We start from the raw sequence: 24522 nt of genomic DNA on the forward strand, positions 1-24522 counted from the left end.
TGCTCCAAAAAATGGTCAGCATCACTTGAGCAATCCCCGAACCCGGCAGCGCAGGTTGCGGCTTCAAATGAAAAAGCCGCCTCGAAAGGCGGCTTGTCTGGATCAGCAACGCACTTCCGTGCGATGCGCTCAGTGTCCGAACGACTCCGCTTTAGGCACCGATGCATTCGCCACATGCGGCCGCGCCGCCTGCTTGATCAGCAGCGCGATGCATGCGATCACGCCGGCTACGGCGATCGTTGCGAAGATGCCGGCGAACGTGAAGTGACGGCGCGCGAGTTCCGCCACGAGGAACGAACCGGCAATGCCGCCGAAGCGTCCAATGCCAAGCATCCACGCGACGCCCGTGCCGCGGCCTTGCGTCGGGTAGAAAGCGGCAGCGAGTGCGGGCATCGACGATTGCGCGGTATTCATCAGCACCCCTGCAACGAACACGATAAACACGAGCGCGCCGACATTGCCCACCGCCTGGCCGATGAAATACACGCTCACGGCGGTCAACGCATAGCAGGCCGCGATGATGCGGTTCGCGTTGAAGCGATCCATCAGCACGCCGCACACAACCGCGCCTACGCCGCCGAGCGGGAATAGCGCGGAAATCAGCGTCGCGCGTTGCGGCGTGAGGCCGGCGTCCTTCAGCAGAATCGGCATCCAGTTGATCGACGCGTAAAAGATTACGAGGCCCATGAAGTACGTGATCCACAGCATCAGCGAGCCGACGATGTACGCGCGCGACAGCACTACACCCGCGCCCTTGCCGCCCGTTTGCGGCGCGGTCTCCGTCATCATGAACGAGTCCGCCTGCGCGGCTTCGCTCGAAATGCGCGACAGAGCGGCGCGAATGCGCGCAACCGGCTGATTGTTGGCGACCATGTAGCGAACCGACTCCGGCATCTTGATCACCAGCAGGACGAGCAGGAGAAGCGGGGCGATACCGCCGAGCATCAGCACGCTGCGCCAGCCGAAATGCGGAATCATCCACGCGGCGAGGAAGCCGCCGAATGCCGCGCCGAGCGGGAAGCCACAAAACATCAGATTGATCACGGTCGCGCGGCGGCTGTCCGGGCAGTACTCGCCCATCATCGTGACGGCGTTCGGCATGGCCGCGCCGAGGCCGACGCCGGTGATGAAGCGCAGCACCGTCAGATATTCGATGCTCGTCGAAAACGCCGAACCGAGGCAGGCGGCGCCGAACAGCAGCACCGACCCCAGCAGCATTCCCCGCCGTCCGAGCCGGTCGGACAACGGCCCCGACACCAGCGCGCCGCATGCAAGGCCGAACAGCGCCGCGCTCAGTACGGGTGCGAGCGCCGGTTTCGCAATGCCCCATTCCGCGAGTAGCGACGGCGCAATGAAACCGATGGCGGCCGTGTCGAAACCGTCCAGCAGGACGATCACGAAACACATGAAAAAGACCAGCCACTGGAACGGTGAAAATGGATGTTCGTTGAGGAAGGTCTGAACGTTCACCGCGTTGCTGCGATTCATGATGCGTCTCCTGACTGCAAAAAGGCTCGTCGCAGCGAGCCTTGTCTTACCTTACGATCGCGCGCCGTTTGGCGGCGCGCAATGCCTGCGCCTGCGACTCTGCCGGCTTCATCCATGCATGGTATGCGGACAGGGTTGCCGTCGCTATCAATTTATTTGTTCGTATATAGAACTACGATTCTTTCTGCGAACAAGCGCCACTGTAAGTAATTTGATAACGGCAGGTCAACGCGGGATTACCCGACACTGTGGCCGGGCACGTCGAAAGGAAGGGCGGTGAGGAAGCAGAGAATAGCGCGGGGGCCGCGGCGCGTGTGAGCGCGACGGGGTAGCAACTGGAAGAGTCGATCAGAGGATCACGTAGACCTTGCGCATAGTCTCGTCCACTTCCCAAAGACCTTCGGTATTAGCTTCGAAAAACAGCGTGTCGCCGCTTGCGAAGTGGACCGTCTCCTCGTTGTCGGGCGTAAAGCGCCCATGCCCGGCGATGATGTGCATTACTTCGGCCTGCTTGACCGAGCGGCGGTAAGTGCCGGCCGAGCATTCGAAGATGCCCGTGTCGATGGTTTCCGTTCCTTTGATCACCCGTTGCACGCCCGAGACGCGGATCGGCGTGGTGCCGGGCAGTCCAGCCGTGCCCCAGTCCTCCAGATCCTGCAGATTCACGCTTTGTTTGATTTGTTGAACCTTCATGGCTTAGTTGCCTTATATAAATGCACGCGCCCGCTCACTGGCCGCTGGTTGAAGTGTTGGCAATGGTCTGTTCGATCTTGCCGAGGCGCACGACCGTCACGCCGGGGCGCAGTTGGCGCAGCGAAGGCATGACGAGCATGCAGTTGTCGTAAGGCGTGGTGACGGCTTCGCCGTTGGACCAGCCGATGACAGCGCCGGCTTCAGGGAAGATTTCGAGTCCGGTGTACGGCCCGGCGAAACGAAAGTCCATGCTCGTTGCGACGACCGGTTCCGTTACGCGCACGATGTGCTGCACAGGCGGCAACGGCGCGAGCCAGTCGGGCGGCAGATCGCTCTCGTCGACCACACCGGCGAGCAGCAGGAAACGCGCAGTCGTGTCGCGCGCCACTGCCACGGCAGTCTGTTCCCAGTGCTGCCCGCATTCGATCAGCAGCGCGTTCTTCGGGCTGGCTGCATCGCCAAAGCCTTCATAGTCGCGCATGCGGCGGCCTTCCGGATGGCCTTCGTCACAAATCACGGTGGCCGGTGTGCCGAGTCGCGTGGCGAGATCGATGCCTTTTTGCAGCGGCCCGGCCACGATCAGCGGCTTGCTCTTCTCGTGCATCGAGTGCAGGTCGAGCAACAGGTCGACGCTGTCGATAACCGGCCGCATCGCCCGGGCGCGCGTTAGTTCGCTGGAGGTTCGCGACACATCGTCGAGGATGGCGGCGGTCCAGACGCGGTTGAAATCCTGATCGACGAACCGGGCGGCGTCCGGCTTCGCGGGATCGAAGCTCAGGTAAGCCGCGACGTTCGCGAACGCGAGCGTGAGGCGCCCGCGGCGCGGGCGCAACGCGCGGCGCAGCAGGTCGTCTACGACAATCGCGCCGCACACTTCGTTGCCGTGCGTGAGCGCGTTGATCATGACGTGCGGGCCGGGCACGCCGGAGTCGAACGTATGAACGTATGCAATGCCCGACGGCGATTGTTCGTGTGCCGAGATGTCGGGGAACTCGACCTCGATGGGATAGGTTTCCATGCTCATGCGAGAGTGTCCTGGCGAAAAGATTAGTGAGCTTCAGCCGAGTTTCGCGGCAATGGCCTGACCGACTTCGGTGGTGTTCGCCTTACCGCCAAGGTCGCCGGTATGCGGGCCTTCAACCAGTGTCGCTTCGATCGCAGCCAGAATCGCGTCGTGCGCCTCACGCTCCTTGCCCTCGTGATTGCCGAGGAAGTCGAGCATCATCGCGGCGGACCAGATCATCGCGATCGGATTGGCGATGTTCTTGCCGGCGATGTCCGGCGCCGAGCCATGCACCGGCTCGAACAGCGAAGGAAACTTGCGGTCCGGATTCAGATTGCCCGACGGCGCGAGCCCAATCGTGCCGGTGCATGCGGGACCGAGATCGGACAGGATGTCGCCGAACAGATTGGTGGCCACCACCACGTCGAAGCGATCCGGGTTCAACACGAAGCGCGCGCAGAGAATGTCGATGTGCTGCTTGTCCCACGTAACGTCCGGGTACTGCGCCGCAATGCCGGCCGCGCATTTGTCCCACCACGGCATGCTGATCGCGATACCGTTGCTCTTTGTCGCGACGGTGATCTTCTTGCGCTCGCGGCGTTGCGCGAGATCGAACGCGAACTTCAACACGCGTTCGCTGCCGTGCCGCGTGAATACCGATTCCTGCAGTACGAACTCGCGCTCCGTGCCTTCGAACATCACGCCGCCTACCGACGAATACTCGCCTTCGGTGTTTTCACGCACGATCCAGAAATCGATGTCGCCGGCCTTGCGCCCCGCGAGCGGCGACGGCACGCCGGCGAAAAGACGCGCCGGGCGCAGGTTGATGTACTGGTCGAATTCGCGGCGGAACTTGAGCAGCGAGCCCCACAGCGAAATATGGTCGGGCACCGTGTCGGGCCAACCCACCGCGCCGAACAGAATCGCGTCCGCCGATTGCAGTTGCGCCTTCCAGTCGTCGGGCATCATCTGGCCGTGCTTGGCGTAGTAGTCGCAGCTCGCCCATTCGATGTGCTGATACTCGAGTTCGATGCCAAAGCGCGCTTTCACCGTGTCGAGCACGCGAAGCGCTTCGGGCATGACTTCGACGCCGATGCCGTCGCCGGGAATGACAGCGATCCGATATTTTTTCGACATGTTGTGCTCCTCCATTAGGGCTAGTACTGATTCGATAACGGTTATTCTATTCCTGCAGTTTGGCTCTAAAATGATCGCTTTAGTTAAGCCACTGTGCACGAATCGTGTACAAACCTCTACGCCAGTGAGCGACCTATGAACGCCGCCCCGTCACCCGATCTCGGCGATTTGCGCGTGTTTTGCGAAGTCGCGCGCAAAGCCAGTTTCAGCGCGGCGGCGGAGGCGTTGTCCGTGTCCGCAGCTTATGTGAGCAAGCGGATCAATGTGCTGGAGACTACGCTCGGCACGCGTTTGTTGCACCGGTCCACGCGGCGCGTGGCGATCACGGAAGCCGGCGAGCGTGTCTATACGTGGGCCGAGAAAATTCTCGACGACGTCGATCAGCTGGTGGAAGACGTTTCGACCACGCGCCGTATTCCTGGCGGCAAGTTGCGTATTTCGAGCAGCTTCGGTTTCGGCCGGCGCTTCGTTGCACCCGCGCTTGCGGGGTTTTCCGAGCGTTATCCGCAGTTGAGCGTGCGCCTCGACCTGTTCGACCGGCTCGTCGATGTGGCCGGCGAGGGCTTCGATCTGGACATTCGTATTGGCGACGACATCGCGCCGCATCTGATCGCGCGGCGGCTTGCGTCCAATCATCGCGTGCTATGCGCGTCGCCCGACTACCTCGCGCGGCAGGGCGCGCCGCGTCAGCTAGCCGATCTGTCGTCGCATGCGTGTCTCGCGATCAAGGAGCGCGATCATCCGTTCGGATTGTGGCGCTTGACCGTGCGCGGCGAAGCGGTGTCGATCAAGGTCACGGGACCGTTGTCGACCAATCATGGCGAGGTGGCGGTGCAATGGGCGCTGGCCGGACGAGGCATCGTGCTGCGTTCGATGTGGGACGTGCGGCCGCTGCTGGAAAGCGGGCAGTTGCAGCAGGTGTTGCCGGAGGTGACGCAGCCTGCGAACTTGTGGGCGGTGTATCCGGCGCGGCTCGCGCAGTCGGCGAAAGTGCGGGTCTGCGTGGACTTCCTCAGCGAGGAGTTCGCCCAGTGGAGCCCGCCGGATCACAGCGCCTGACTTTGCCTAATGATGATTCTGCGAGAACAACGTTTCGAGCGGATAGTGGCTCTTCACGAACGGCGACTTGATGATCACGTAGCTGAAGTACTTCTCGATGCCGATGTCGCGTTCCAGTAAGCCTTCAATAATGCTTTGGTAATGGCTCACGCTGCGCGTGACGAACTTGAGCAGGTAATCGTAGCCGCCGCTTGCGAGATGGCACTCCACGATCTCATCGACGTCGCGAATCGCATTCACGAACTTGGTGAAGTCTTCACGCCGGTGATCGGCGAGCGTGACTTCGGTGAAAACGATCTGCACGTCGCCCAGCTTTTCGAGCTGGATTTGCGCACCATAGCCGATGATGTAGCCGGCTTTCTCCAGGCGCTTGACGCGAATCAGGCAGGGGCTGGGCGAAAGGCCAACCGCATCGGCAAGCTCGACGTTGGTTATGCGGCCTTTCTTCTGCAACTGCGAAAGTATGCGCAGGTCAATACGGTCCAGCTTGCAATCGCTGCTCATCGTAACGTTGTAGCTCCGGCGGTTGGGGTAAAGGGGCTTAAGGCGCCCTCTACTCTAGCATGCAGCGGCAGTACTTTTGACCTGGTTGTTAGCCGCGTTTTTGCCGCTTAGCGCGGCCCGGACGTCGGGTTGCGCGAGCACGTCGTCCAGGGTTTTTTCGAGCCGCTCGAACATCATGTCGAAGTCCGATTCGGTGTACGAGAGCGCCGGTGCAAAGCCGAGAATGTTGTCGCCGAACGCGCGGAAAATCAGGCGGTTTTCATACGCCGCGGCGGCAATGCGCTCCGACAGCTTGAGTGCCGGGTCGAATTGCGCCTTGCTGTCCTTGTCGGTGACGAGTTCGAGCGCGCCGAGCAAGCCGCGGTGACGCGAGTCGCCCACCAGAGGATGCTCGAGCAACGCGTCGAGACCGCGCGCAAAACGCGGTGCGCGCGCTGCGCCGTTCGCAAGCAGCCCGCCCTCGTGATAAAGCCGCAGCACTTCGAGACCGATTGCCGCGCTGACCGGATGCGCGGAATACGTGTGACCGTGGCCGACAATCGCTTCGGCGTCGCCATCGGCAATGCCTTGATAGATTTCGTCAGACATCAGCACGGCGCCCATCGGCGCGTAACCGGCGGTCAAACCCTTCGCGACGGTCATCAGGTCCGGCTCGACGTTCTCGCCCTGGCATGCGAAGAGCGGCCCCGTGCGGCCGAAGCCCGTGATCACTTCATCCGCCAGGAACAGAATGCCCAACTTGCGGCAGCTTTCGCGCATCGCCTTCAGCCAGCCGACCGGCGGCACGATCACGCCACCCGAGCCTTGAATCGGCTCGCAGAAGAACGCGGCGACATTGTCCGCGCCGAGTTCCACGACCTTCGCTTCGAGCGCGGCGACCGAGGCGGCGATCAGCGCGGCGTCGTCGGCGAAATTGCTGCGATATGCATACGGTGACGGCAGGTGATGCTGGTTCGGCAACGGCAGATCGAAATTGCGGTGGAACGCGGGCAATGCAGTGAGCCCGGCGCCCATGCTGGACGACCCGTGATAGCCGCGTTGCAACGCGATGATGTGCTTCTTCGACGGGCGGCCCGTCGCGTTGAAGTAATGCGTGATGAAGCGGATTGCCGAGTCGACCGCGTCCGAGCCGCCGAGTGTGAAGTACACATGTTGCAGCGACGCCGGTGCCACGCTCGCCAGTTTCTGCGCGAGTTCGATGGCAGGCTCAGAGCCGAAATGGAAATAGCTGGTCGCGTAGGGCAGCTTTTTCATTTGCGCGGTGGCGGCTTCGACAATGCTCTGCTGGCCGTAGCCCACGTTCACGCACCACAAGCCGGAGAAGGCGTCGAGCAGTTCATTTCCGGCCGCGTCGCGCAGAAACGCGCCGCTGGCGGATTCGAGAACCGTGACGCCGCGAGCTTCGTGCGCACGATAGTTGATGACAGGGTGAATCAGATGCTGGCGGTCGGCTTCAATGAGCGATTGAATCGGCATGGTGGGTTCTCGTCGCGGGAAAGGGCTGTTGACGGTTCCATACTACTGATCCGGGGCGATTGCCCGCTTGCCTAAACAATTGCCTGAAAAGCGCGCGCGCCGCGTTTTGATGCATGCCCTTAGCATTTTGTGCTGCGGACGTTGAAAAGTGCCGTTGGGCATGTATTCGATGACATGTGTGCCGCTTAATAGCCGCGCGTACGGTCGATCTGACCGAGCATCGGCAGACCTTCGCGATGACGGCGCAGGTTGTCGAGCACCACGTCGACGGCGGTATCGGGCCGCGTGGCGCTGGCGATATGCGGCGTGATCCGCACGCGTGGATGCGTCCACAACGGATGGCCGGCCGGCAAAGGCTCGGGATCCGTCACGTCGAGAATCGCGTTGAGGAGTTGGCCGCTGTCGAGTGCTGCGAGCAAATCGGGCTGGTTCAGTTGCGGGCCGCGCCCGGTTTGAATCAGCGATGCGCCGCGCGGCAGCCTGGCAAACAGGCTCGCGTCGAGCAGCCCGCGCGTGGCGGACGTGAGCGGCAACAGGCAAACGAGTATGTCGGTGCGCGCGAGGAACGCGTCGAGCGAGCCTTCGCCCGCATAACATTCGACGCCTTCAATCTCACGCGACGAGCGGCTCCAGCCCGCGCACGCAAAACCAAAAAGCCGCAGCCGTTCCAGAACCGCGGTGCCGAGCACGCCCAGTCCGAGTACGCCGATGCGCCGTTGCGCAGCCGGCTTCAGCGGCAATTCGCGCCACACTTGCTGTTGTTGCTGAAGACCGTAGTCGAACAGATCGCGATGAATCGTCAGCGCGGCCTGTGCGACGTATTCCACCATTCCTTCCACGATCCCCGGTTCGATCATCCGCACGACCGGCACATGCGCCGGCACGCCCGACAGATCGAATTGATCGATACCCGCGCCCACTGAAAACACGACTTCCAGATTGGGAAACGTGAGCGTGGGATTGGCAGGCGGCTGCCAGGCGGCGAGATAGCGAATCGCAGCCGGATCGCCGTGATCGGGCCAGATATGAAACGGTAGGTCGGGCGCCTTTTCGGCGAAGAGTTTCGCCCATTGCGCCCCGCGCGCCGGGTCTGCTTTATAGAGGAAGGCCATGACGGGTCAGAAAATTGCCTGATTGACGATGCCGTACTGCACGCAACCTGTCGCCTTGGCCGCCACGCTTTCCGGCGCTGCGTTGCGCACCATTCTGACGACGGTGTCCACGCGCGGCAGGCCAAGCTGTTCCAGCCATTCGGTCAGACCGCTATCGCCCGGAGTATCGACGCGCACGAACACGCCCTCATTGAGCGCGAGCCAGTGGCTGATGAGCGCCTTCGCGCGGCTCGCATCGCCGGAAAGAGGCGCGACCACCGGGCCGATCGCAAAGCCGCGTCCGAAGCGGCGAAAGAGCGCGAAGCCGACGAGTTCGCCGTCGCGGTCGAGCGCAATGCCGTCGGCGTTCTCGAGCAGCGCGGGCAGGACCTCGCTGCGATCGAGGCCGCTTGCCTGCGAAGCCAGTTCCACGAGCCGCGCGGTGTCGCTTGAACCTAACGGACGCAGACGCTCGCCGGGCGGCAACGACACGAGCGGCGGCTGAAATGCCGCGCCCTGATGCTGGTCGAGCGTGCCGGCCGCGCGGAAGCCGAGCTTTTCGTAAAGCGGCTGACCGGCGGGGGTTGCGTGCAGGAACGTGATCCGGCCGCCGAGCTCTTCGAGCAGAAGCTCCATCAGCTTTCTGCCGATGCCGCGTCCTTGCTGCGCCGGCGACACGATCACCATGCCGAGCGACGCACGGTCCGCTCCGTACTTCCAGCAGAGCGCCGTGCCGATCACGCCGCTCGCGTCTTCCGCGACGAAACCCACGCCGAGTTGCACGACGAATCTCCAGTCATCCGCGCGATGCGGCCATTTGAGTGCGACCGTCAACGCATGAGCGGCGTCTATGTCGTCGAGGGTAAAGCGTCTATAGGTAATCGAATCGGGCACGCCGCACTCCCTGAATGGCTAAAGGCTTACGCGTCACTTTGTCATCCGGGGCGCGGTGTGACTAGGACGATCTTTCTATGTAACGCGCTTCAGAGGGCCGCATTGCAATTCGATGCAAAACACCAGGTCTGGACATGCATTACAGGCGGGTTCTGCTGCGCGGCGAATTTTGTCGGCGACATATGCCGGGCGCGCGGCTCTACGATTTTGTCATTGCGATGACCTGCTACCAACGCATCGCAGGCGTTTTTATCCAGTCAACACTCAGGACCCTTTCTCATGGACAGCTTCAATCCGGACGATGTCGCCATTCGCAGCGGCCATTTCATCGGCGGCGAGTACGTGGAAGGCGGGCAGCACGGCGCGCGCCGCATGGACGTAGTGCGGCCGTCGGACGGCGTGGTCTACGCGAGCGTGCCGGTGGCCGATGCGGACATGGTGGACCGCGCGGTAGAGAACGCGTGGCAGGCGTTTCGCACCAGCGGCTGGGCGCGCATGGCGCCGCGTGAGCGCGCGAAAATCATGCGCCGTTTTGCCGATCTGGTCGAAGCCGACGCGCCCGCGCTTGGCCGCCTTGAAGCGCTCGGCTCGACCCGTCCGGTCGCGCAAGCTGTGTCGTGGGACGTGCCCTTCACCGCGGAAGGCATCCGCTTTTACGCGGAGTTCGCCGACAAGCTTGGCGGCGATGTCGCGGCTACCGACCACGATCATCTCGGCATGACGATCGCCGAGCCATACGGCGTGATCGGCGCAATCGCGCCGTGGAATTTCCCGCTCGTGATGGCTTCGTGGAAGATCGCGCCAGCGCTTGCCGCGGGTAATGCCGTCGTGTTGAAACCATCGGAAATGACACCGTTCTCGGTGCTGCGCCTCGCCGAGCTGGCCGTGCAGGCGGGCGTGCCGGCGGGCATGTTCAATGTGGTGCAGGGCGACGGACGCACGACCGGCGACGAGCTGGTGCGTCATCCGAAAATCAGCAAGGTCACGTTCACCGGCTCGACTCGCACTGGCGCGTCGATCATGTCGGCGTGCGCGATGAGCGGCACTAAGCCCGTCACCCTCGAACTGGGCGGCAAGAGTCCGCAAATCGTATTCGCCGATGCGCCGCGCCTTGACGACGTGGCACGCCGTATCGCCGGCGCGATTACCGGCAACGCGGGGCAGGTGTGCGTGGCCGGTTCGCGGCTGCTCGTCGAGCGCAGCCTCGCCGAACCGCTTGCCGAGCGTATCGGCAAAATCTTCGCCGAATTGAAACCGGGTGCGACCTGGGCCGCGGGCACGACGCTCTCGCCGATCATCTCCGAGCCGCAGGCGGCGCGCATTGAAAGCATCGTGGGCCGCACGGTCGACGCGGGCGCAACGCTGCGCTACGGCGGCGTGCGTGCCCAGGCTGGCGGCGCGTCTTCCGGCGCGTTCTACACGCCGACCTTGCTGACCGATGTCACCGCCAGCTCCGATGCCGTGCGCGAAGAAGTATTCGGCCCGGTGCTCACGCTGCAAACCTTCGACACCGAAGAAGAAGCGCTCGCGCTCGCGCAGCATCCGGAATACGGGCTCGCGGCCGGCGTGCATACCGCCGACCTCGGCCGGGCGCTGCGTTTCGTGCGCGGGCTCGAAGCGGGCACCGTGTGGGTTAACCGGTATGGCCGCACGTCCGACTTCATGATCCCGACGGGCGGCTACAAGCGTTCGGGCATCGGCAAGGATCTGGGACGCCAGGCTTACGAGGCCAACCTGCGCTTCAAGAGCGTGCTGATCGATCTGCGGCAATGACGGGCGCCGGCGTGCACGCTCGGCCCACGCGAGCCAAGCCTGGCAAGGCTTCCAGCCGGTAACCGCAGACTGTGCTGCGCAACGGCCTCAAAACGAATGGTTTGTGTCACAAGCAGCGCGCGAATCAGGAACATCTATGTTTTTGCGCTGATTAAATCTTTTACAGGAATGAGCTTTCCCTGTTTTCGCCAATGAGCTCGACGCGAGTTCACTATCACGATAGGACTGCACCATGATCGAATTCGAACCGAAATACATTACCTTCGACTGCTACGGCACGCTGACCAAATTCCGCATGGCCGACATGACCCGCGAGCTGTACGGCCACATTCTGAAGGCCGACGACCTCGAAAAGCTGGTCGCGTTCTACGCCGGCTATCGCCGCGACGAAGTGCTGGGCGCATGGAAGCCGTATCGCGATGTCGTGGTGAATGCGCTGCGCCGTGCGTGCGCGCGCATGAATGTCGAATTCAATGAAGCCGGTGCGCAGAAGATCTATGAAGCAGTGCCGACGTGGGGTCCGCATCCGGACGTGCCCGAAGGTCTGTCACGCCTTGCAAAGAAGTACAAGCTCGTGATTCTGTCGAACGCGTCGAATGACCAGATCCAGAGCAACGTCGACAAGCTCGGCGCGCCGTTCCATGCAGTGTTCACGGCAGAGCAGGCGCAATCGTACAAGCCGCGCATGCAAGGCTTCGAGTACATGTTCGACAAGCTCAACTGCAATCCGGAAGACGTGTTGCACGTGTCGTCTAGCCTGCGCTACGACCTCATGACCGTGCACGACATGGGCGTCAAGCATAAGGCGTTCATCAACCGTGGTCATGAACCGTCGACGCCGTACTACCAGTACTACGAAGTCGACGGCATTCCGGGGCTGGCCGCCGAACTCGGCCTGTAAGCATCTGCCGAACAAGGGACACACCGGATGAAGCTCGAATCCTATTGGCTCGACACCGCGCCGCCGTTCGCCACGGCGTGCGAAGGCCCGGTCGACGGCCTCGCCGACGTGGTGGTGATCGGCGCGGGTTTCACCGGCTTGTCGGCGGCGCTGGCGCTGGGTAAGCGCGGCGCGTCGGTAACGGTGGTGGACGCTGGGCGCATTGGCGGCGGTGCATCCGGCCGCAACGGCGGACAGGTGAATACGGGCGTCGCGCAAGACTTCGTCGCGCTCGCCGCGCAACTCGGTATCGAGCGCGCCAGCGCGTGTTACCGCGCCTTTGCCGATGCCGTCGACACGGTGGAGCGTTTGATCCGCGAAGAGCAGATCGACTGCGACTACTTGGCGACCGGCAAGCTGAAGCTTGCGTCGAAGCCGCATCATCTCGCGCATCTGGAGAAGACCGCCGATCTGATTCGCCGCACGGTAGATACCGACATTGAACTGATCGACGTAGACCGTATTCGCAGCGAGGTTCAGTCCGACAGCTTTCATGGCGGATTGCTGCAGCGTCACGGCGGTCAGATGCATATGGGCAAGTTCACGGTCGGGCTCGCCGAGGCTGCGGTTCGTCGCGGTGCGAAGCTGTATGAAAACGCGGCGGTCACGTCGATTGTGAAAGACGGCGGCGCTCATCGCGTCGTCACCACGCGCGGCGAAGTGCGCGCGAAGCAGGTGTTGATCGCAACCGGCCCGTCGCGCCATGGACCGTTCGGCTGGTATCGGCGGCGTCTTGCTCCGGTCGGGTCGTTCATCGTGGTCACCGAGCCTTTGCCGCCCGAACTGTTGGCGAAGGTGTTGCCGAACCGGCGCGCTTATACGACCACGCGCCTGATGCACAACTACTTCCGCGTGACGCCCGACTCGCGTCTGCTGTTCGGCGGACGCGCGCGTTTCACGGCGTCGGAACGTCCGTCCGATGCGAAGAGCGGGCGCATCCTGCAACAAGGTATGGCCGCGATGTTTCCGATGCTGTCGAGTGCGCGCATCGACTATTGCTGGGGCGGTCTGGTGGACATCAGCGCCGACCGTCTCCCGCACGCCGGGCAACACGACGGCATTTATTTTTCGATGGGTTACAGCGGCCACGGCACGCAGATGTCCACACACATGGGGCAGGTGATGGCGGACGTTATGGACGGCCGCGAAGACCGCAACCCGTGGGGCGAGTCGGAATGGGCCGCGATACCGGGCCACACCGGCAAGCCCTGGTTCCTGCCGCTCGTGGGGACGTACTACCGTATCAAAGACATCTTTTATTGAAGTCCTGTTCTTGTGTTTGTTATTGAGCCCCACGCAGTCATCACAACTGCCCACCCTTGCGGAGAAGTTCGATGGATAAGGAAAACTCGAAACATGGCGCTTATGACCTCGGTAACGGGTTGGAGCAATTGACAGCCCGGGGCGCCTCGCGACGCGATGTGCTGCGCGCGATGGCCGCGGCCGGGATGATGTCGATGACGGGCGCCGGGCTGCTGAGCGCAAGCGGCGCTGCACTCGCGCAGGCGGCGCCCAGGCAGGGCGGCAAGATTCGCGTGGCGACACAGTCGGCGTCCGCGGCTGACACGCTCGACCCCGCGAAGGGGGCGCTCGCCACCGACTACGTTCGTTGCAACATGTTCTACAACGGCTTGACCGAACTCGACTCGCATCTCGGCGCGAAGATGGCACTCGCCACGTCGCTCGATACGAAAGACGCGACCGTGTGGGTCGTCAAGCTGCGCAGCGGCGTGCAGTTTCACGACGGCAAGTCGCTCGCGCCCGCCGACGTCGTTTATTCGATCATGCGCCATAAGGACCCGGCGACAGCGTCGAAGGCCAAGACGCTCGCCGATCAGATCAAGGAAGTGAAGGCCACGGGTCCGGACGAAGTGACGATCACCCTCGAAGGCGCGAACGCCGACTTGCCGGTGATCCTCGCGACGTCCCACTTCCTCATCATCAAGGACGGCACCAAGGACTTCAAGACGGCTGTCGGCACCGGTCCGTTCAAGGTCAAGGAATTCTCGCCGGGCGTTCGCACCGTCGGCGTGAAGAACGAGAAATACTGGAAGCCGGGCCTGCCACATCTTGACGAGGTCGAGCTGATTGGCATCGGCGACGAATCGGCACGCGTGAACGCGCTGCTTTCCGGCGACGTGCAGTTGATCAACGCGGTCAGCCCGCGCTCGGCGCCGCGCATCAAGAGCACGGGCGGCTTCTCCGTGCTCGAAACGAAAACCGGCCAGTACACGGACCTGATCGTTCGCGACGAAGGCGGCATTACCGGCACCGACGATTTTCGGCGAGGCATGATGTACCTGCAGGATCGTGAGCAGATTCGCCGCGCGATCTTTCAGGGCTACGGCGCGATCGGCAACGACCAGCCGATCGATCCGACCAACAAGTACTACCTGGCCGGTTTGCCGCAACGCAAATTCGATCTGGACAAGGCGAAGTATCACTTCCAGAAGGCGAAGGTCGGCAGCACGCCGATCCAGATTTTCGCTTCGCCGGCGGCTGAAGGTTCGGTCGAAATGGCAATGTTGCTTCAGCAGGTCGGGCCGCAAGCGGGCTTGAACCTGCAGGTAACGCGCGTGCCGGCGGACGGCTACTGGTCGAATCACTGGATGAAGCATCCGCTCGGGTACGGGTCCGTCAACGCGCGCCCGAGCGCCGATGTGCTGCTCACGCAGTTCTTCAAGTCGGATGCGCCATGGAACGAGGCGAACTGGAAGAGTGCGAAGTTCGACCAGTTGCTGGTTGCGGCGCGTGGTGAACCGGACGACGCCAAGCGCAAGCAGATCTACGGCGACATCCAGGTGCTCGTGCATGAAAACGGCGGCATCGGCATTCCGCTGTTCCAGAGTTCGCTCGACGCCTATACGAGCAAGCTCAAGGGCCTCGGCTCGATTCCGCTTGCAGGGCTGATGGGTTTTGCATTTGCTGAAAACGTCTGGCTAGAGGCGTAATGTAAAGGCGTTCCGGTTCGATGAACCGGAACGCCGTTTCCCCCGCGATACGCAATACGCGCAATGCGCGTCATACGCGCCAAACGTGCACCGGCTAGCCGTTGCGACGCGGCGCGCATGCTGCAAAAAAGGAGGCGACTTTCAATGAAAGCACACGCGCAACGACTCATTGCCGCGCGCCTCGGCCTCGCGCTGCTCACGCTCCTGCTGGTCTCGGCAATCGTGTTCGGCGTCACGGGGCTGCTTCCCGGCGACGCCGCGCAACAGGCGCTCGGCCAGGCGGCCACGCCGGAGGCCGTCGCCGCCCTGCGGCATCAGTTCGGGCTCGATCAGCCCGCGCTGCAACGCTACTTCGAGTGGCTCCTTCATATCGTGACCGGCAACTTCGGCACGTCGTTGTCGAACAATCTGCCCGTTAGCCAGTTGATCGCGACGCGCCTGCCGAACTCGCTCGTGCTCGCCGGCTTGACCGCGGTGGTGTCGGTGCCGGTCGCGCTGGTAATCGGCATCGCGTCGGCGATGTTTCGCGGCTCGCTGCTCGACCGTGCGCTCAATGTGCTGACGCTGTCGACTGTGGCCGTTCCCGAGTTTCTCGTCGCGACGGTCGCGGTGCTGATTTTCGCCGTGAAGCTGCGCTGGCTGCCCGCGCTGTCGTACCTGTCCGAGGTGAATTCGTTCGGCGCGCTGCTGCGCATCTACGCGATGCCGGTCATGACGCTGTGCTGCGTGATTGTCGCGCAGATGGCACGCATGACGCGCGCCGCGGTGCTCGATCAGCTCAACTCGTCGTATGTGGAAATGGCGTTGCTCAAGGGCGCGTCGCCGGGCCGCGTGGTGTTGCGGCATGTGCTGCCGAACACCATTGGGCCGATTGCCAATGCGGTTGCGCTGAGCCTTTCGTATCTGTTCGGCGGCGTGGTGATCGTCGAGTCGATCTTCAATTATCCGGGCCTTGCGAGCCTGATGGTCGACGCCGTGACGAATCGCGACATGCCGCTCGTGCAAGGCTGCGTGATGGTGTTTTGCGCCGCGTATCTGGCGCTCGTGCTGATCGCGGATCTGTGTCAGATCGTATCCAACCCGAGGCTGCGTCGATGATGAGCCGACCCAACAATCCCCACGTTCCTCACGCCGGCACCGAGCTACACGACGTCAGCCGCGATGAACCCGTCGCCGGGACGCCACCCGTCGAAGTGGCGGGCACGAAGCACAACGTGTTGCAACGCCTCGTGCAGCGCTTTTCGGTGCTCGGCCTGCTTGGCCTGCTCATGGTCCTGTTCTGGCTGCTGGTCGCTTTCGTCGGACCGCTGGTCGCGCCATACAAAGGCGGCGCGCTGACGTCGACGGAAATCTTCGGCCGCTATAGCGCAGCCTATCCGCTCGGCACGGATTATCTCGGCCGCGACATGCTGAGCCGCATCCTGTACGGCGCGCGCTATACGGTGGGCCTCGCGCTCGCGGCCGCGTTGCTCGCGAGCGTAATCGGCACGTTCTTCGGTCTGCTCGCGGCAGTGTCGGGCAAATGGCTGGATGAAGTGCTGAGCCGCCTGTTCGATGCGCTGATTTCGATTCCGAGCAAGGTGCTCGCGCTCGTCGTGATCGCGGCGTTCGGATCGTCGATCACGATGCTCACCACGGTTGCCGCGCTCGCATACATTCCAGGCGCGTTTCGAATCTCGCGTTCGCTCGCGTTGAACCTGATGGGCCTGGAATACGTGCAGGTGGCCCGCGCGCGGGGCGAAGGCCTGCTGTATATCGCGCGCGTCGAGGTGCTGCCGAACATGATCCATCCGATGCTCGCGGATTTCGGGCTGCGCTTCGTGTTCATCGTGCTGCTGTTGAGCGGCCTGAGCTTCCTCGGCCTCGGCGTGCAGCCGCCTAACGCGGACTGGGGTTCGCTCGTGCGCGAGAACATCGGCGGCTTGTCGGAAGGCGCGCCCGCAGTGCTGATGCCGGCGGTGGCGATTGCCACGCTAACCATCGGCATGAATCTGCTGATCGACAACTTGCGGCGTCGCAGCCGTAGCCACGGAGACGCATGATGGCCGACCGGCACATGATTGAAGTGAAGGGGCTGCGTGTCGTCGCGGGCGCGGCGCACGGGCCGATGACGGAGATCGTCAAAGGCGTCGACTTTTCGGTGGCGAAGGGCGAGGTGCTCGCGCTGATCGGCGAGTCCGGCTCGGGTAAGACGACCATTGCGCTGTCGCTGCTCGGCTATGCTCGCGCGGGCTGCTCGATCAGCGGCGGCTCGGTGCGGATCGGCGACGTCGACGTGCTGTCGCTCGACGCCCGGGGACGCCGCGCGTTGCGCGCGCGCACCGTCGCGTATGTCGCGCAGAGCGCGGCGGCCGGCTTCAATCCGGCGCGCACGATCATGGATCAGGTCACCGAGCCTGCGCTGCTGCATCAGTTGATGACCAAAGACGCCGCGCGCACCAAGGCAATCGGGCTCTTTCGCGCGCTCGCATTGCCTGCGCCGGAGACCATCGGCGAACGCTATCCGCATCAGGTGTCCGGCGGGCAATTGCAGCGCTTGATGGCCGCGATGGCGTTGATTACCGATCCGGCGGTCGTCGTGTTCGACGAACCGACTACCGCGCTCGACGTCACTACGCAAATCGAAGTGCTCGCCGCCTTCAAGAAAGTGGTGCGCGAACTCGGCACGACTGCTGTGTATGTGTCGCACGATCTTGCCGTGGTCGCGCAGATGGCCGATCGCATCGTCGTGCTGAATGGTGGTGCGGTCAAGGAGAACGGCGCGGTCGCCCAGGTGCTCGACGCGCCCGTCGACGCCTATACGCGCCAGTTGCTCGCCGCGACGCGCCGCCCCGAAGCGTCATTCGACACACCGCCAGAAGAAGCAAAGCGCGTCGCGCCGCTGCTGGAAATCCGCGGACTGTCTGCGGGTTATGGCCGCATCGACCGTTCCGGCGTGCCCGCCGTGCGGGTGCTCGACGACGTGAGTCTTACCATTGCCCGCGGTAGCGCGCTGGGTGTGATCGGCGAGTCCGGCTCGGGCAAGACGACGCTCGCGCGCGTGGTCGCGGGTCTCGTCGACCGCGCACGCGGCGACGTGCTGTTCAATGGCGAGCCGTTGCCGGCGCAACTGTCGCGGCGCACCCCCGAGCAGTACCGGCAAATCCAGATCGTGTTCCAGAACGCGGACACCGCGCTGAATCCGAGCCATTCGATTGCGGACATCCTGGGCCGGCCGCTCGCGTTCTATCACCATCTGCGTGGCGCTGCTGCAAAAAAACGCATGCTCGCGCTGCTCGATCTGGTGAAGCTGCCGGCTTCCATCGCGACTCGCACGCCTGCCGGTTTGTCCGGCGGCCAGAAGCAGCGCGTCAATCTGGCGCGCGCGCTCGCCGCCGATCCCGCGTTGATTCTCTGCGACGAAGTGACCTCCGCGCTCGACACGGTGGTCGGCGCGGCGATTCTCGATCTGCTCGCCGAATTGCGGCGCGAGCTTGGCGTGTCCTACATGTTCATCAGCCACGACATTTCCACCGTGCGCGCGATTTGCGACGAAGTGATCGTGTTGTACGCGGGCCAGCGCGTCGAAGCAGGACAGCGCGACGTGCTCGCCGCGCCGCCGTATCACCCGTACACGGAGTTGCTCGTGGATTCGGTGCCCGAACTGAGGCCCGGCTGGCTCGACGCGCGCCGTCACGTGGCTGCTTGCGCATTGCCCGCGATGGGCGAGAGCGCCGACGTGCCCGAACTCTGTTCGTTCCGGTCACGCTGCCCCGTGCGAATCGACGGTATGTGCAATATGACCGCGCCGTCACTCAAGAAACTTCCTTCCGGCGCAGAGATTCTTTGCCACCATTCGGCGGCCGAGCTAAGCCGTTTGCAAACCCTGGAGACGATCCCGGCATGAAGCAGCGATTTGTGCGGCTCGCGGAAACCGGTCGCAAGACCTTCCCGATTACCGTCGACGGTGTGCTACGCGAAGCCGCCGAAGGCGACACGCTGATGGTCGCGTTGCTCACGAGCGGAAGCACGTTGCGCGATTCCGAATTCGGCGATGGCCGCCGCGCCGGCTTCTGTCTGATGGGCGCGTGTCAGGACTGCTGGGTGTGGACCGCGCAAGGCGAGCGTGTGCGCGCATGCAGCACGCCGGCGGCGCCCGGCATGTCGATCGTGACGAAACTCGCCGAAGCCGGGGAGGGCGTATGGCCCCGCGTGTGATCGTTATCGGCGCGGGACCGGCGGGGGTGCGTGCCGCTGAGGCGCTTGTCGAAGCCGGGCTGCGTCCAACCGTTATCGACGAAGGCCGGCGCGACGGCGGACAGATATACCGGCGTCAGCCGGAAGGCTTCTCCCGCAGCTATGACACGCTTTATGGCACGGAGGCGGAGCGCGCCGCTTCGTTGCACCAGAGCTTCGATTCGCTGAGGAGCAGGCTCGACTATCTGTCTGAAACGCTCGTATGGAATATCTCGGCGAATGCGGTGCACACAGTGAGCGGCACACGTTACGGCACGCTGCCATTCGACGCGCTGATCATTTGCAGCGGCGCGACCGATCGGCTCATGCCCGTCAAAGGCTGGCATCAGGCGGGCACATATAGCCTTGGCGGCGCGCAGGTCGCGCTGAAATCGCAAGGCTGCGCAATCGGCTCGCGCATCGTCATGATGGGCAGCGGGCCTCTGCTGTATCTCGTGTCTGCGCAATATGTGAAGGCGGGTGCGCAGATCGCGGCAGTGCTCGACACGTCGACCTTCATGCAGCGCATCGCCGCGTTGCCGCGCTTGCTCGCGATTCCCGCCGCGCTCAAGAAGGGCATTGCGTTGACGCGCGTGTTGTCGAAAGCGCGCGTGCCGGTTTTTCGCGGCGTGCAGCCTCTGGAGATCAAAGGTTCCCCGCAAACGGGCGTGAGCGCTGTGGAAGCGGCGCTGCCGGGCGGCAAGCGGATCGAGTTCGCGTGCGATGCGGTCGCGCTCGGCTATCACTTGCGCCCGGAAACACAACTCGCGGATCTGGCCGGTTGCCGCTTCGTCTTCGACGACGAAGCGCAGCAGTGGCTCGCGCAAGTGGACAACGACGGCCGCAGTAGCGTCAAGGGTGTCTATCTCGCGGGCGATGGCGCGCGCGTGCGCGGCGCGGACGCAGCGGAACGTTCCGGCCGCCTCGCGGCGCTCGCCGTCATGTACGACCACGGCATGCAGACGGGAGGCAGGAAAGACATGGAAGGCTTGCGCGCTGAACTGGCGCGCTTCTCACGCTTTGCCGCGGGCTTGCGCGAAGCGTTTCCGTGGCCGGCGAAGTTTGCTGCAACGCTGCCGGACGAGACCATTGTTTGCCGCTGCGAAGCGATTACTGCGGGCGAGTTGCGTCGCGTCGTATGCGAGGCGGGCGCGCGGGAGGCCAATCGCGCAAAGGCGTTTTCGCGCGTCGGCATGGGGCGCTGCCAGGGGCGCTATTGCGCTCACGCGGGCGCGGAGATCATTGCGGCGGCCGCTTGCGTGCCATTGTCGTCGGTGGGACGGTTGCGCGGCCAGGCGCCGGTCAAGCCGCTGCCTGTCGCACTCACCGAGGAGGTGACGCAATGAGCGCGGCCATTCGCAACGAAGCGGACGTCATCGTGATCGGCGGCGGCATCATGGGCACCACGACGACGTTCTTCCTGAGCCGGCGCAATCGCTCGGTGATTCTGCTGGAACGCGGTCTGACGGGGCAGCAGGCGAGCGGTGTGAACTTTGGCGGCATTCGGCGCCAAGGCCGCGCATTGCCGCAACTGGCGATGGCCAACCGCGCGTTGCGTACCTGGCAGCGCTCGGTTGAATTGCTCGGCGACGATGTCGAGTATCTGCCGGTCGGCCATACGCGCGTGTGCTATCACCAGAAAGGTGTCGAGAATTTCGATCAGTACGCGATCGACGCGCGCGCTCACGGGCTGGAGCTCGAAGTGCTGCACGGCGAAGCGATGTTCCGGCGCTTTCCGTTTCTTGGACGCGAAGTGCTGGCTGCGTCCATCTCGCCGCTCGACGGCCATGCGAATCCGCGACTGGCCGCACCCGCATTCGGACGCGCGGCGGCGCGGCTCGGCGCGCAGGTGATCGAGAACACGGAGATCGTGCGCGTCGAAAAAGATGGCGACCGCTTTCGAGTGGAAAGCGCGCAGGGCGACGTATACCGCGCCGCGCAACTGGTCATTTGTGCGGGCGCCTGGGCGACGCGTCTTACCGAACAGTTCGGCGAGGGTGCCCCGCTTACGGTGAGCGGCCCGCAAATGTGCGTGACGGAGCCGGTGCCCTACGTGTTCAAATCGTCGATGGGCGTGTTCACGTCCATCAAGCAGGAAGGCATCTACTTCCGGCAGATTCCGCGCGGCAATATCATCGTTGGCGGCGGTCCTGCCGGGCCGGCCGATCCGGTGACGAGCCGCGCGTCGGTCCTGCCTCAGAACACGGTGCGTCAGCTCGCGCAGATGCGGCGGCTCGTCCCCGCGCTCGCGCCGTTGCATGTGATTCGTGTGTGGAGCGGCGTCGAAAGTTATCTGCCTGACGGCGAACCGGTGATCGGTCCGAGTAGCAAGGTCGACGGTCTTTTCTATGCATTCGGCTTCAACGGCGCCGGGTTTCAGATTGGCCCGGGTGTCGGCGAGACGATGGCGGAACTTGTCGATACGGGCAGCACGCCGATTCCACTGGACAAGTTCGCCATTCAGCGTTTCGCAAAAGAACCGGCGCCTCGCTCGAGCATCGTGACGTCATGAAACAGTCCATCAGCCTCAATGCCGCGCGGGCCTTCATCGAAGCTCATTTCAACGAGCCGGTGACGCTCGCGCAACTCGCGGCACTGTCCGCGCTCAGCGTGTCGCGCTTCGCGACGGTGTTCCGGCAGCAATACGGTTCTTCGCCGTATCGCTATCTGTGCGGCGTGCGGATTCAGCGTGCCCAGACGATGCTGCTTGAAGGCGTGCCTGGCTCGGTGGTCGCCACCGAGGTCGGTTTCTTCGACCAAAGCCATTTTGGCCGACACTTCAAACGATGCTGCGGCATGACGCCCAGCATGTTCATTCAACGCGCGACGGCCAATACTGGCAGTGCGGGCAAGCAGTGCAACGTGAGCGCGAAAGCTAGCGCGGTGCGTTCAGCTTCCGCCATAAGGTCGTCTTGCTGATGCCGAGCGCGTCGCAAACGGCGTCGCGGTCGCCGTCGTGCGCGGCAAGGGCGGCACGAATCTCGTCGGCTTCCACATGACGGCTGCGTTCGCGCAACGTGAGCGCGGCTTTCTTTGAGCGCGTGTGGTGCGGCTCTACAACCTCGGGCGCGATGGTGCGCAGCATGTCGCGTGTAATGAGCGGTTGCGCAATTGTGCCGTTCCCGCCCGGCTTGGTGTGTGCGCCGGCGTCCGCGTGCAGGTCCACGTGCGTCTCAGTCTCCATCTCGGCAAGCTCGACCGCGATGCGCTCGACAACATTCTGCAATTCCCGCACATTGCCGGGCCACGCGTAGCGCTGTAACGGCTCCGCGAGCGCGGCAAGAACGCGTTCAGCAGCGGCGGCGTCGGGCAGACGCGCGGCGAGCCTCGGCTCACGCGCTGCGGCTTGCAATAACAACTCGACGGCGAGCGGAATCAGGTCCGTTGGACGCTCGCGTAGCGGCGGCAGCGCGATGCTGAGAATGTTGAGCCGGTAATACAGATCGGCGCGGAAAGTGCCGGCTTCGATGCCCGCGGTCAACGCACGGTGCGTCGCCGCGACGACACGAATGTCGACGCGCGTAGGCTCCGTCGAACCGAGCCGCACGACTTCCCGCTCCTGCAGCACGCGCAGCAAGCGGCTTTGCAACGAGAGCGGCATTTCCCCGATTTCATCGAGAAACAGCGTGCCGCGATGCGCGACTTCAATCAGCCCCGCCTTGCCGCCTTTGCGCGCGCCGGTGAACGCGCCTTCCTCGTAGCCGAACAGTTCGCTTTCCAGCAAGGCCTCGGGAAAGGCGCCGCAATTAATGGCGACGAACGCGAAGTCGCGCCGCGCGCTCAGGTGATGCATGCTTTGCGCGACCATCTCCTTGCCGGTGCCGCTCTCGCCGAGAATCAACACGGTGGCGTCCGATCTTGCGTAACGCTGCACGAGCGCGCGCACCCGTTGCATGGATGCCGACGCGCCGATCATGTCTTCGAGCCGATATCGCGCGCTGAACTGCTGCACACGCTGACGCGAGCGCAATGTGCGGTCGAGCCGCTCGACCGCGCGCGATTCCTGGAACGTCAGCACCGTGCCCGCCGCCGCTCCGCTCGTTGCAAGCGGCCCGCGATGCACGACATAGCTCGCGCCGCGTACCGTGCAGAACGCGTCGCCGTCCGAATCGGGCAGGCTGCCGGCGAGATCCGGCGCAAGGTCGAGGAACGCGCGGCCCACTGCATTTGCCGGGTCGATGCCGAGCACGGCGGCAAGACGCTGGTTCATCGCTTCTACGCGGCCTTGCGAGTCGAGCGCGACGACGCCGTCGCGCAAATGTTGCAGCAGATTGTCGAGCCGTTGACGGCGGATCGTTTCGCGCCGCGTGGCTTGCGCGACTTCGAGCGCCGTGTCGAAACCCGCGCGCACCGACGCGCGTGAGTAGAGAAACACAGCGCCCATGCCGGCGTTCGCGGCCAGGTCGGTTACGAGGCCTGGGCCGACCACCACGTCCACGCCCCGATCGCGTAGATCGAGCACGACGCTCTCCGCGTCTTGCGCCGACTGATGCGAGGCGAACGTCACGTCGAGCCCGAATGCGGCGACGAAGCGGCGAACCTCGTCGGGCGTATTGCCGTGCGTGACCAAGGCGACTTTCGAGCCGTCGCGGCGAGCGCGCGCGAGCGCGTGCATCACGTCGAAGCCCGTTGGCGTGATCATCACGACCGGCACGGCGACGCGTGTTTTCAGATATGCGCCGTTCGAGCCGCCCGCGATGACGACATCAGGACGCGACGCGCCGGCAGCCTCGATTTCGCGAACGGCGTCTTCGAAACCTTGCGCAACGATGCGCAGGTCGGCGCGCTCCACATATTCGCCGGCGATGTCGAAAAACAGGTCGCGCAGGCGGCTGATGCTGAGCGCCCAGATGCGCGGGCGCTGGACGGTGTCGAAGGGGGCTGTGCTCACGGCAGTGGCGCGGGTGCGCTCCCGATTGGCTAGATGCGGACATTATGCTCGCATCCATTTCAAAAATGAAACTCGCCTATTTCATGAGTGAAATCGCAGGCATTTCGCAGAAGGCGGGATTTCCGCCGAAACAGGCACTTAGCGCCCGCTGCGGCACGTGGCCCGATCTTTGCATTTAGCGACCCGTTCAAAAACGTAGCATCGCAACTGGAGACAGACTGATGAGCGAAGCAGACAACAGCACGCCGAACGCGGGCGCATTCAAACCGAAGAAATCCGTCGCGCTGTCCGGCGTGACCGCGGGCAACACGGCACTCTGCACGGTCGGCAAGACCGGCAACGATCTGCATTACCGCGGCTACGACATTCTCGACATCGCGGGCAATTGCGAGTTCGAAGAGATCGCC

General features: G+C 63.6%; 22 protein-coding genes. 13 read left to right on the forward strand and 9 right to left on the reverse strand.

Annotated features, from left to right (window positions below; genetic code table 11):
* Positions 1 to 129: 129 nt before the first annotated feature.
* The 4 genes from BCA01S_RS31565 to BCA01S_RS31585 form a co-directional block, all read right to left on the reverse strand.
* Entirely contained in the window at positions 130 to 1488 is a 1359-nt protein-coding gene (locus BCA01S_RS31565; protein WP_027780315.1) for an MFS transporter, read from the reverse strand.
* Positions 1489 to 1836: 348 nt separating this feature from the next.
* Complete coding sequence (locus BCA01S_RS31575) at positions 1837 to 2181, reverse strand: cupin domain-containing protein (RefSeq protein WP_027780316.1); 345 nt, start codon at positions 2179 to 2181, stop codon at positions 1837 to 1839.
* A gap of 34 nt (positions 2182 to 2215) precedes the next feature.
* Positions 2216 to 3205 carry a M14 family metallopeptidase gene (locus BCA01S_RS31580; protein ID WP_027780317.1) on the reverse strand — a complete coding sequence of 330 codons (990 nt, stop codon included), beginning with the start codon at positions 3203 to 3205 and terminating at the stop codon, positions 2216 to 2218.
* Between the two features lie 33 nt (positions 3206 to 3238).
* A complete protein-coding gene (locus tag BCA01S_RS31585) occupies positions 3239 to 4321 on the reverse strand; it encodes a tartrate dehydrogenase (RefSeq protein WP_027780318.1) in 1083 nt (360 codons plus the stop codon).
* 135 nt (positions 4322 to 4456) lie between these two features.
* On the opposite strand from BCA01S_RS31585, the gene BCA01S_RS31590 reads away from it, so the two are divergent.
* Positions 4457 to 5380, forward strand: coding sequence for a LysR substrate-binding domain-containing protein (locus tag BCA01S_RS31590; protein ID WP_027780319.1), 924 nt, complete (start codon positions 4457 to 4459; stop codon positions 5378 to 5380).
* Positions 5381 to 5386: 6 nt separating this feature from the next.
* Here the strand turns inward: BCA01S_RS31590 and BCA01S_RS31595 are convergent, their stop codons facing one another.
* The 4 genes from BCA01S_RS31595 to BCA01S_RS31610 all read right to left on the reverse strand — a co-directional run bounded on the left by BCA01S_RS31595 (position 5387) and on the right by BCA01S_RS31610 (position 9345).
* A complete protein-coding gene (locus BCA01S_RS31595; RefSeq protein ID WP_020071324.1) occupies positions 5387 to 5884 on the reverse strand; it encodes an Lrp/AsnC family transcriptional regulator in 498 nt (165 codons plus the stop codon).
* Positions 5885 to 5938: 54 nt separating this feature from the next.
* On the reverse strand, positions 5939 to 7360 hold the full coding sequence (locus BCA01S_RS31600; protein WP_027780320.1) for an aspartate aminotransferase family protein: 1422 nt from the start codon (positions 7358 to 7360) through the stop codon (positions 5939 to 5941).
* A 185-nt stretch (positions 7361 to 7545) separates the two neighbouring features.
* Positions 7546 to 8472 carry a 2-hydroxyacid dehydrogenase gene (locus BCA01S_RS31605; protein ID WP_027780321.1) on the reverse strand — a complete coding sequence of 309 codons (927 nt, stop codon included), beginning with the start codon at positions 8470 to 8472 and terminating at the stop codon, positions 7546 to 7548.
* Between the two features lie 6 nt (positions 8473 to 8478).
* A complete protein-coding gene (locus BCA01S_RS31610; RefSeq protein ID WP_027780322.1) occupies positions 8479 to 9345 on the reverse strand; it encodes a GNAT family N-acetyltransferase in 867 nt (288 codons plus the stop codon).
* Between the two features lie 279 nt (positions 9346 to 9624).
* Between BCA01S_RS31610 and BCA01S_RS31615 the strand changes: the two genes are divergently transcribed.
* The 11 genes from BCA01S_RS31615 (at position 9625) to BCA01S_RS31665 (ending at position 22143) form a co-directional block, all read left to right on the forward strand.
* Positions 9625 to 11118 (forward strand): aldehyde dehydrogenase family protein, encoded by a 1494-nt coding sequence (locus BCA01S_RS31615; RefSeq protein WP_027780323.1) that lies wholly within the window; start codon positions 9625 to 9627, stop codon positions 11116 to 11118.
* 232 nt (positions 11119 to 11350) lie between these two features.
* Entirely contained in the window at positions 11351 to 12019 is a 669-nt protein-coding gene (locus BCA01S_RS31620) for a haloacid dehalogenase type II (RefSeq protein WP_027780324.1), read from the forward strand.
* Positions 12020 to 12046: 27 nt separating this feature from the next.
* Complete coding sequence (locus BCA01S_RS31625) at positions 12047 to 13321, forward strand: NAD(P)/FAD-dependent oxidoreductase (protein ID WP_027780325.1); 1275 nt, start codon at positions 12047 to 12049, stop codon at positions 13319 to 13321.
* Between the two features lie 71 nt (positions 13322 to 13392).
* Entirely contained in the window at positions 13393 to 15009 is a 1617-nt protein-coding gene (locus BCA01S_RS31630) for an ABC transporter substrate-binding protein (protein WP_027780326.1), read from the forward strand.
* Positions 15010 to 15153: 144 nt separating this feature from the next.
* The gene (locus BCA01S_RS31635) at positions 15154 to 16107 is read left to right on the forward strand and encodes an ABC transporter permease (protein WP_020071316.1); all 954 of its coding nucleotides are present in this window, start codon (positions 15154 to 15156) and stop codon (positions 16105 to 16107) included.
* On the forward strand, positions 16104 to 17051 hold the full coding sequence (locus tag BCA01S_RS31640) for an ABC transporter permease (protein ID WP_027780327.1): 948 nt from the start codon (positions 16104 to 16106) through the stop codon (positions 17049 to 17051). The genes BCA01S_RS31635 and BCA01S_RS31640 overlap by 4 nt, the downstream gene beginning before the upstream one ends.
* Positions 17051 to 18895, forward strand: a complete 1845-nt coding sequence (locus tag BCA01S_RS31645; RefSeq protein ID WP_027780328.1) for an ABC transporter ATP-binding protein — start codon at positions 17051 to 17053, stop codon at positions 18893 to 18895. The genes BCA01S_RS31640 and BCA01S_RS31645 overlap by 1 nt, the downstream gene beginning before the upstream one ends.
* Positions 18892 to 19206 (forward strand): (2Fe-2S)-binding protein, encoded by a 315-nt coding sequence (locus BCA01S_RS31650; protein ID WP_027780329.1) that lies wholly within the window; start codon positions 18892 to 18894, stop codon positions 19204 to 19206. The genes BCA01S_RS31645 and BCA01S_RS31650 overlap by 4 nt, the downstream gene beginning before the upstream one ends.
* Positions 19191 to 20570, forward strand: coding sequence for an FAD/NAD(P)-dependent oxidoreductase (locus BCA01S_RS31655; RefSeq protein WP_027780330.1), 1380 nt, complete (start codon positions 19191 to 19193; stop codon positions 20568 to 20570). Before BCA01S_RS31650 ends, BCA01S_RS31655 begins: the two co-directional genes overlap by 16 nt.
* Positions 20567 to 21736 carry an NAD(P)/FAD-dependent oxidoreductase gene (locus BCA01S_RS31660; RefSeq protein ID WP_027780331.1) on the forward strand — a complete coding sequence of 390 codons (1170 nt, stop codon included), beginning with the start codon at positions 20567 to 20569 and terminating at the stop codon, positions 21734 to 21736. Before BCA01S_RS31655 ends, BCA01S_RS31660 begins: the two co-directional genes overlap by 4 nt.
* Positions 21733 to 22143 (forward strand): helix-turn-helix domain-containing protein, encoded by a 411-nt coding sequence (locus tag BCA01S_RS31665; RefSeq protein ID WP_027780332.1) that lies wholly within the window; start codon positions 21733 to 21735, stop codon positions 22141 to 22143. The genes BCA01S_RS31660 and BCA01S_RS31665 overlap by 4 nt, the downstream gene beginning before the upstream one ends.
* Here BCA01S_RS31665 and prpR read toward each other — a convergent pair.
* Entirely contained in the window at positions 22100 to 24115 is a 2016-nt protein-coding gene (gene prpR, locus BCA01S_RS31670; RefSeq protein ID WP_027780333.1) for a propionate catabolism operon regulatory protein PrpR, read from the reverse strand. The genes BCA01S_RS31665 and prpR overlap by 44 nt on opposite strands.
* A gap of 221 nt (positions 24116 to 24336) precedes the next feature.
* On the opposite strand from prpR, the gene BCA01S_RS31680 reads away from it, so the two are divergent.
* Positions 24337 to 24522 (forward strand): citrate/2-methylcitrate synthase (locus BCA01S_RS31680; protein WP_027780334.1); only part of this gene is annotated, 186 nt, incomplete at its 3' end.

Origin of the sequence: Paraburkholderia caledonica NBRC 102488 (genome assembly GCF_000685095.1) — a bacterium.
GTDB classification, from domain to species: Bacteria; Pseudomonadota; Gammaproteobacteria; order Burkholderiales; family Burkholderiaceae; genus Paraburkholderia; species Paraburkholderia caledonica.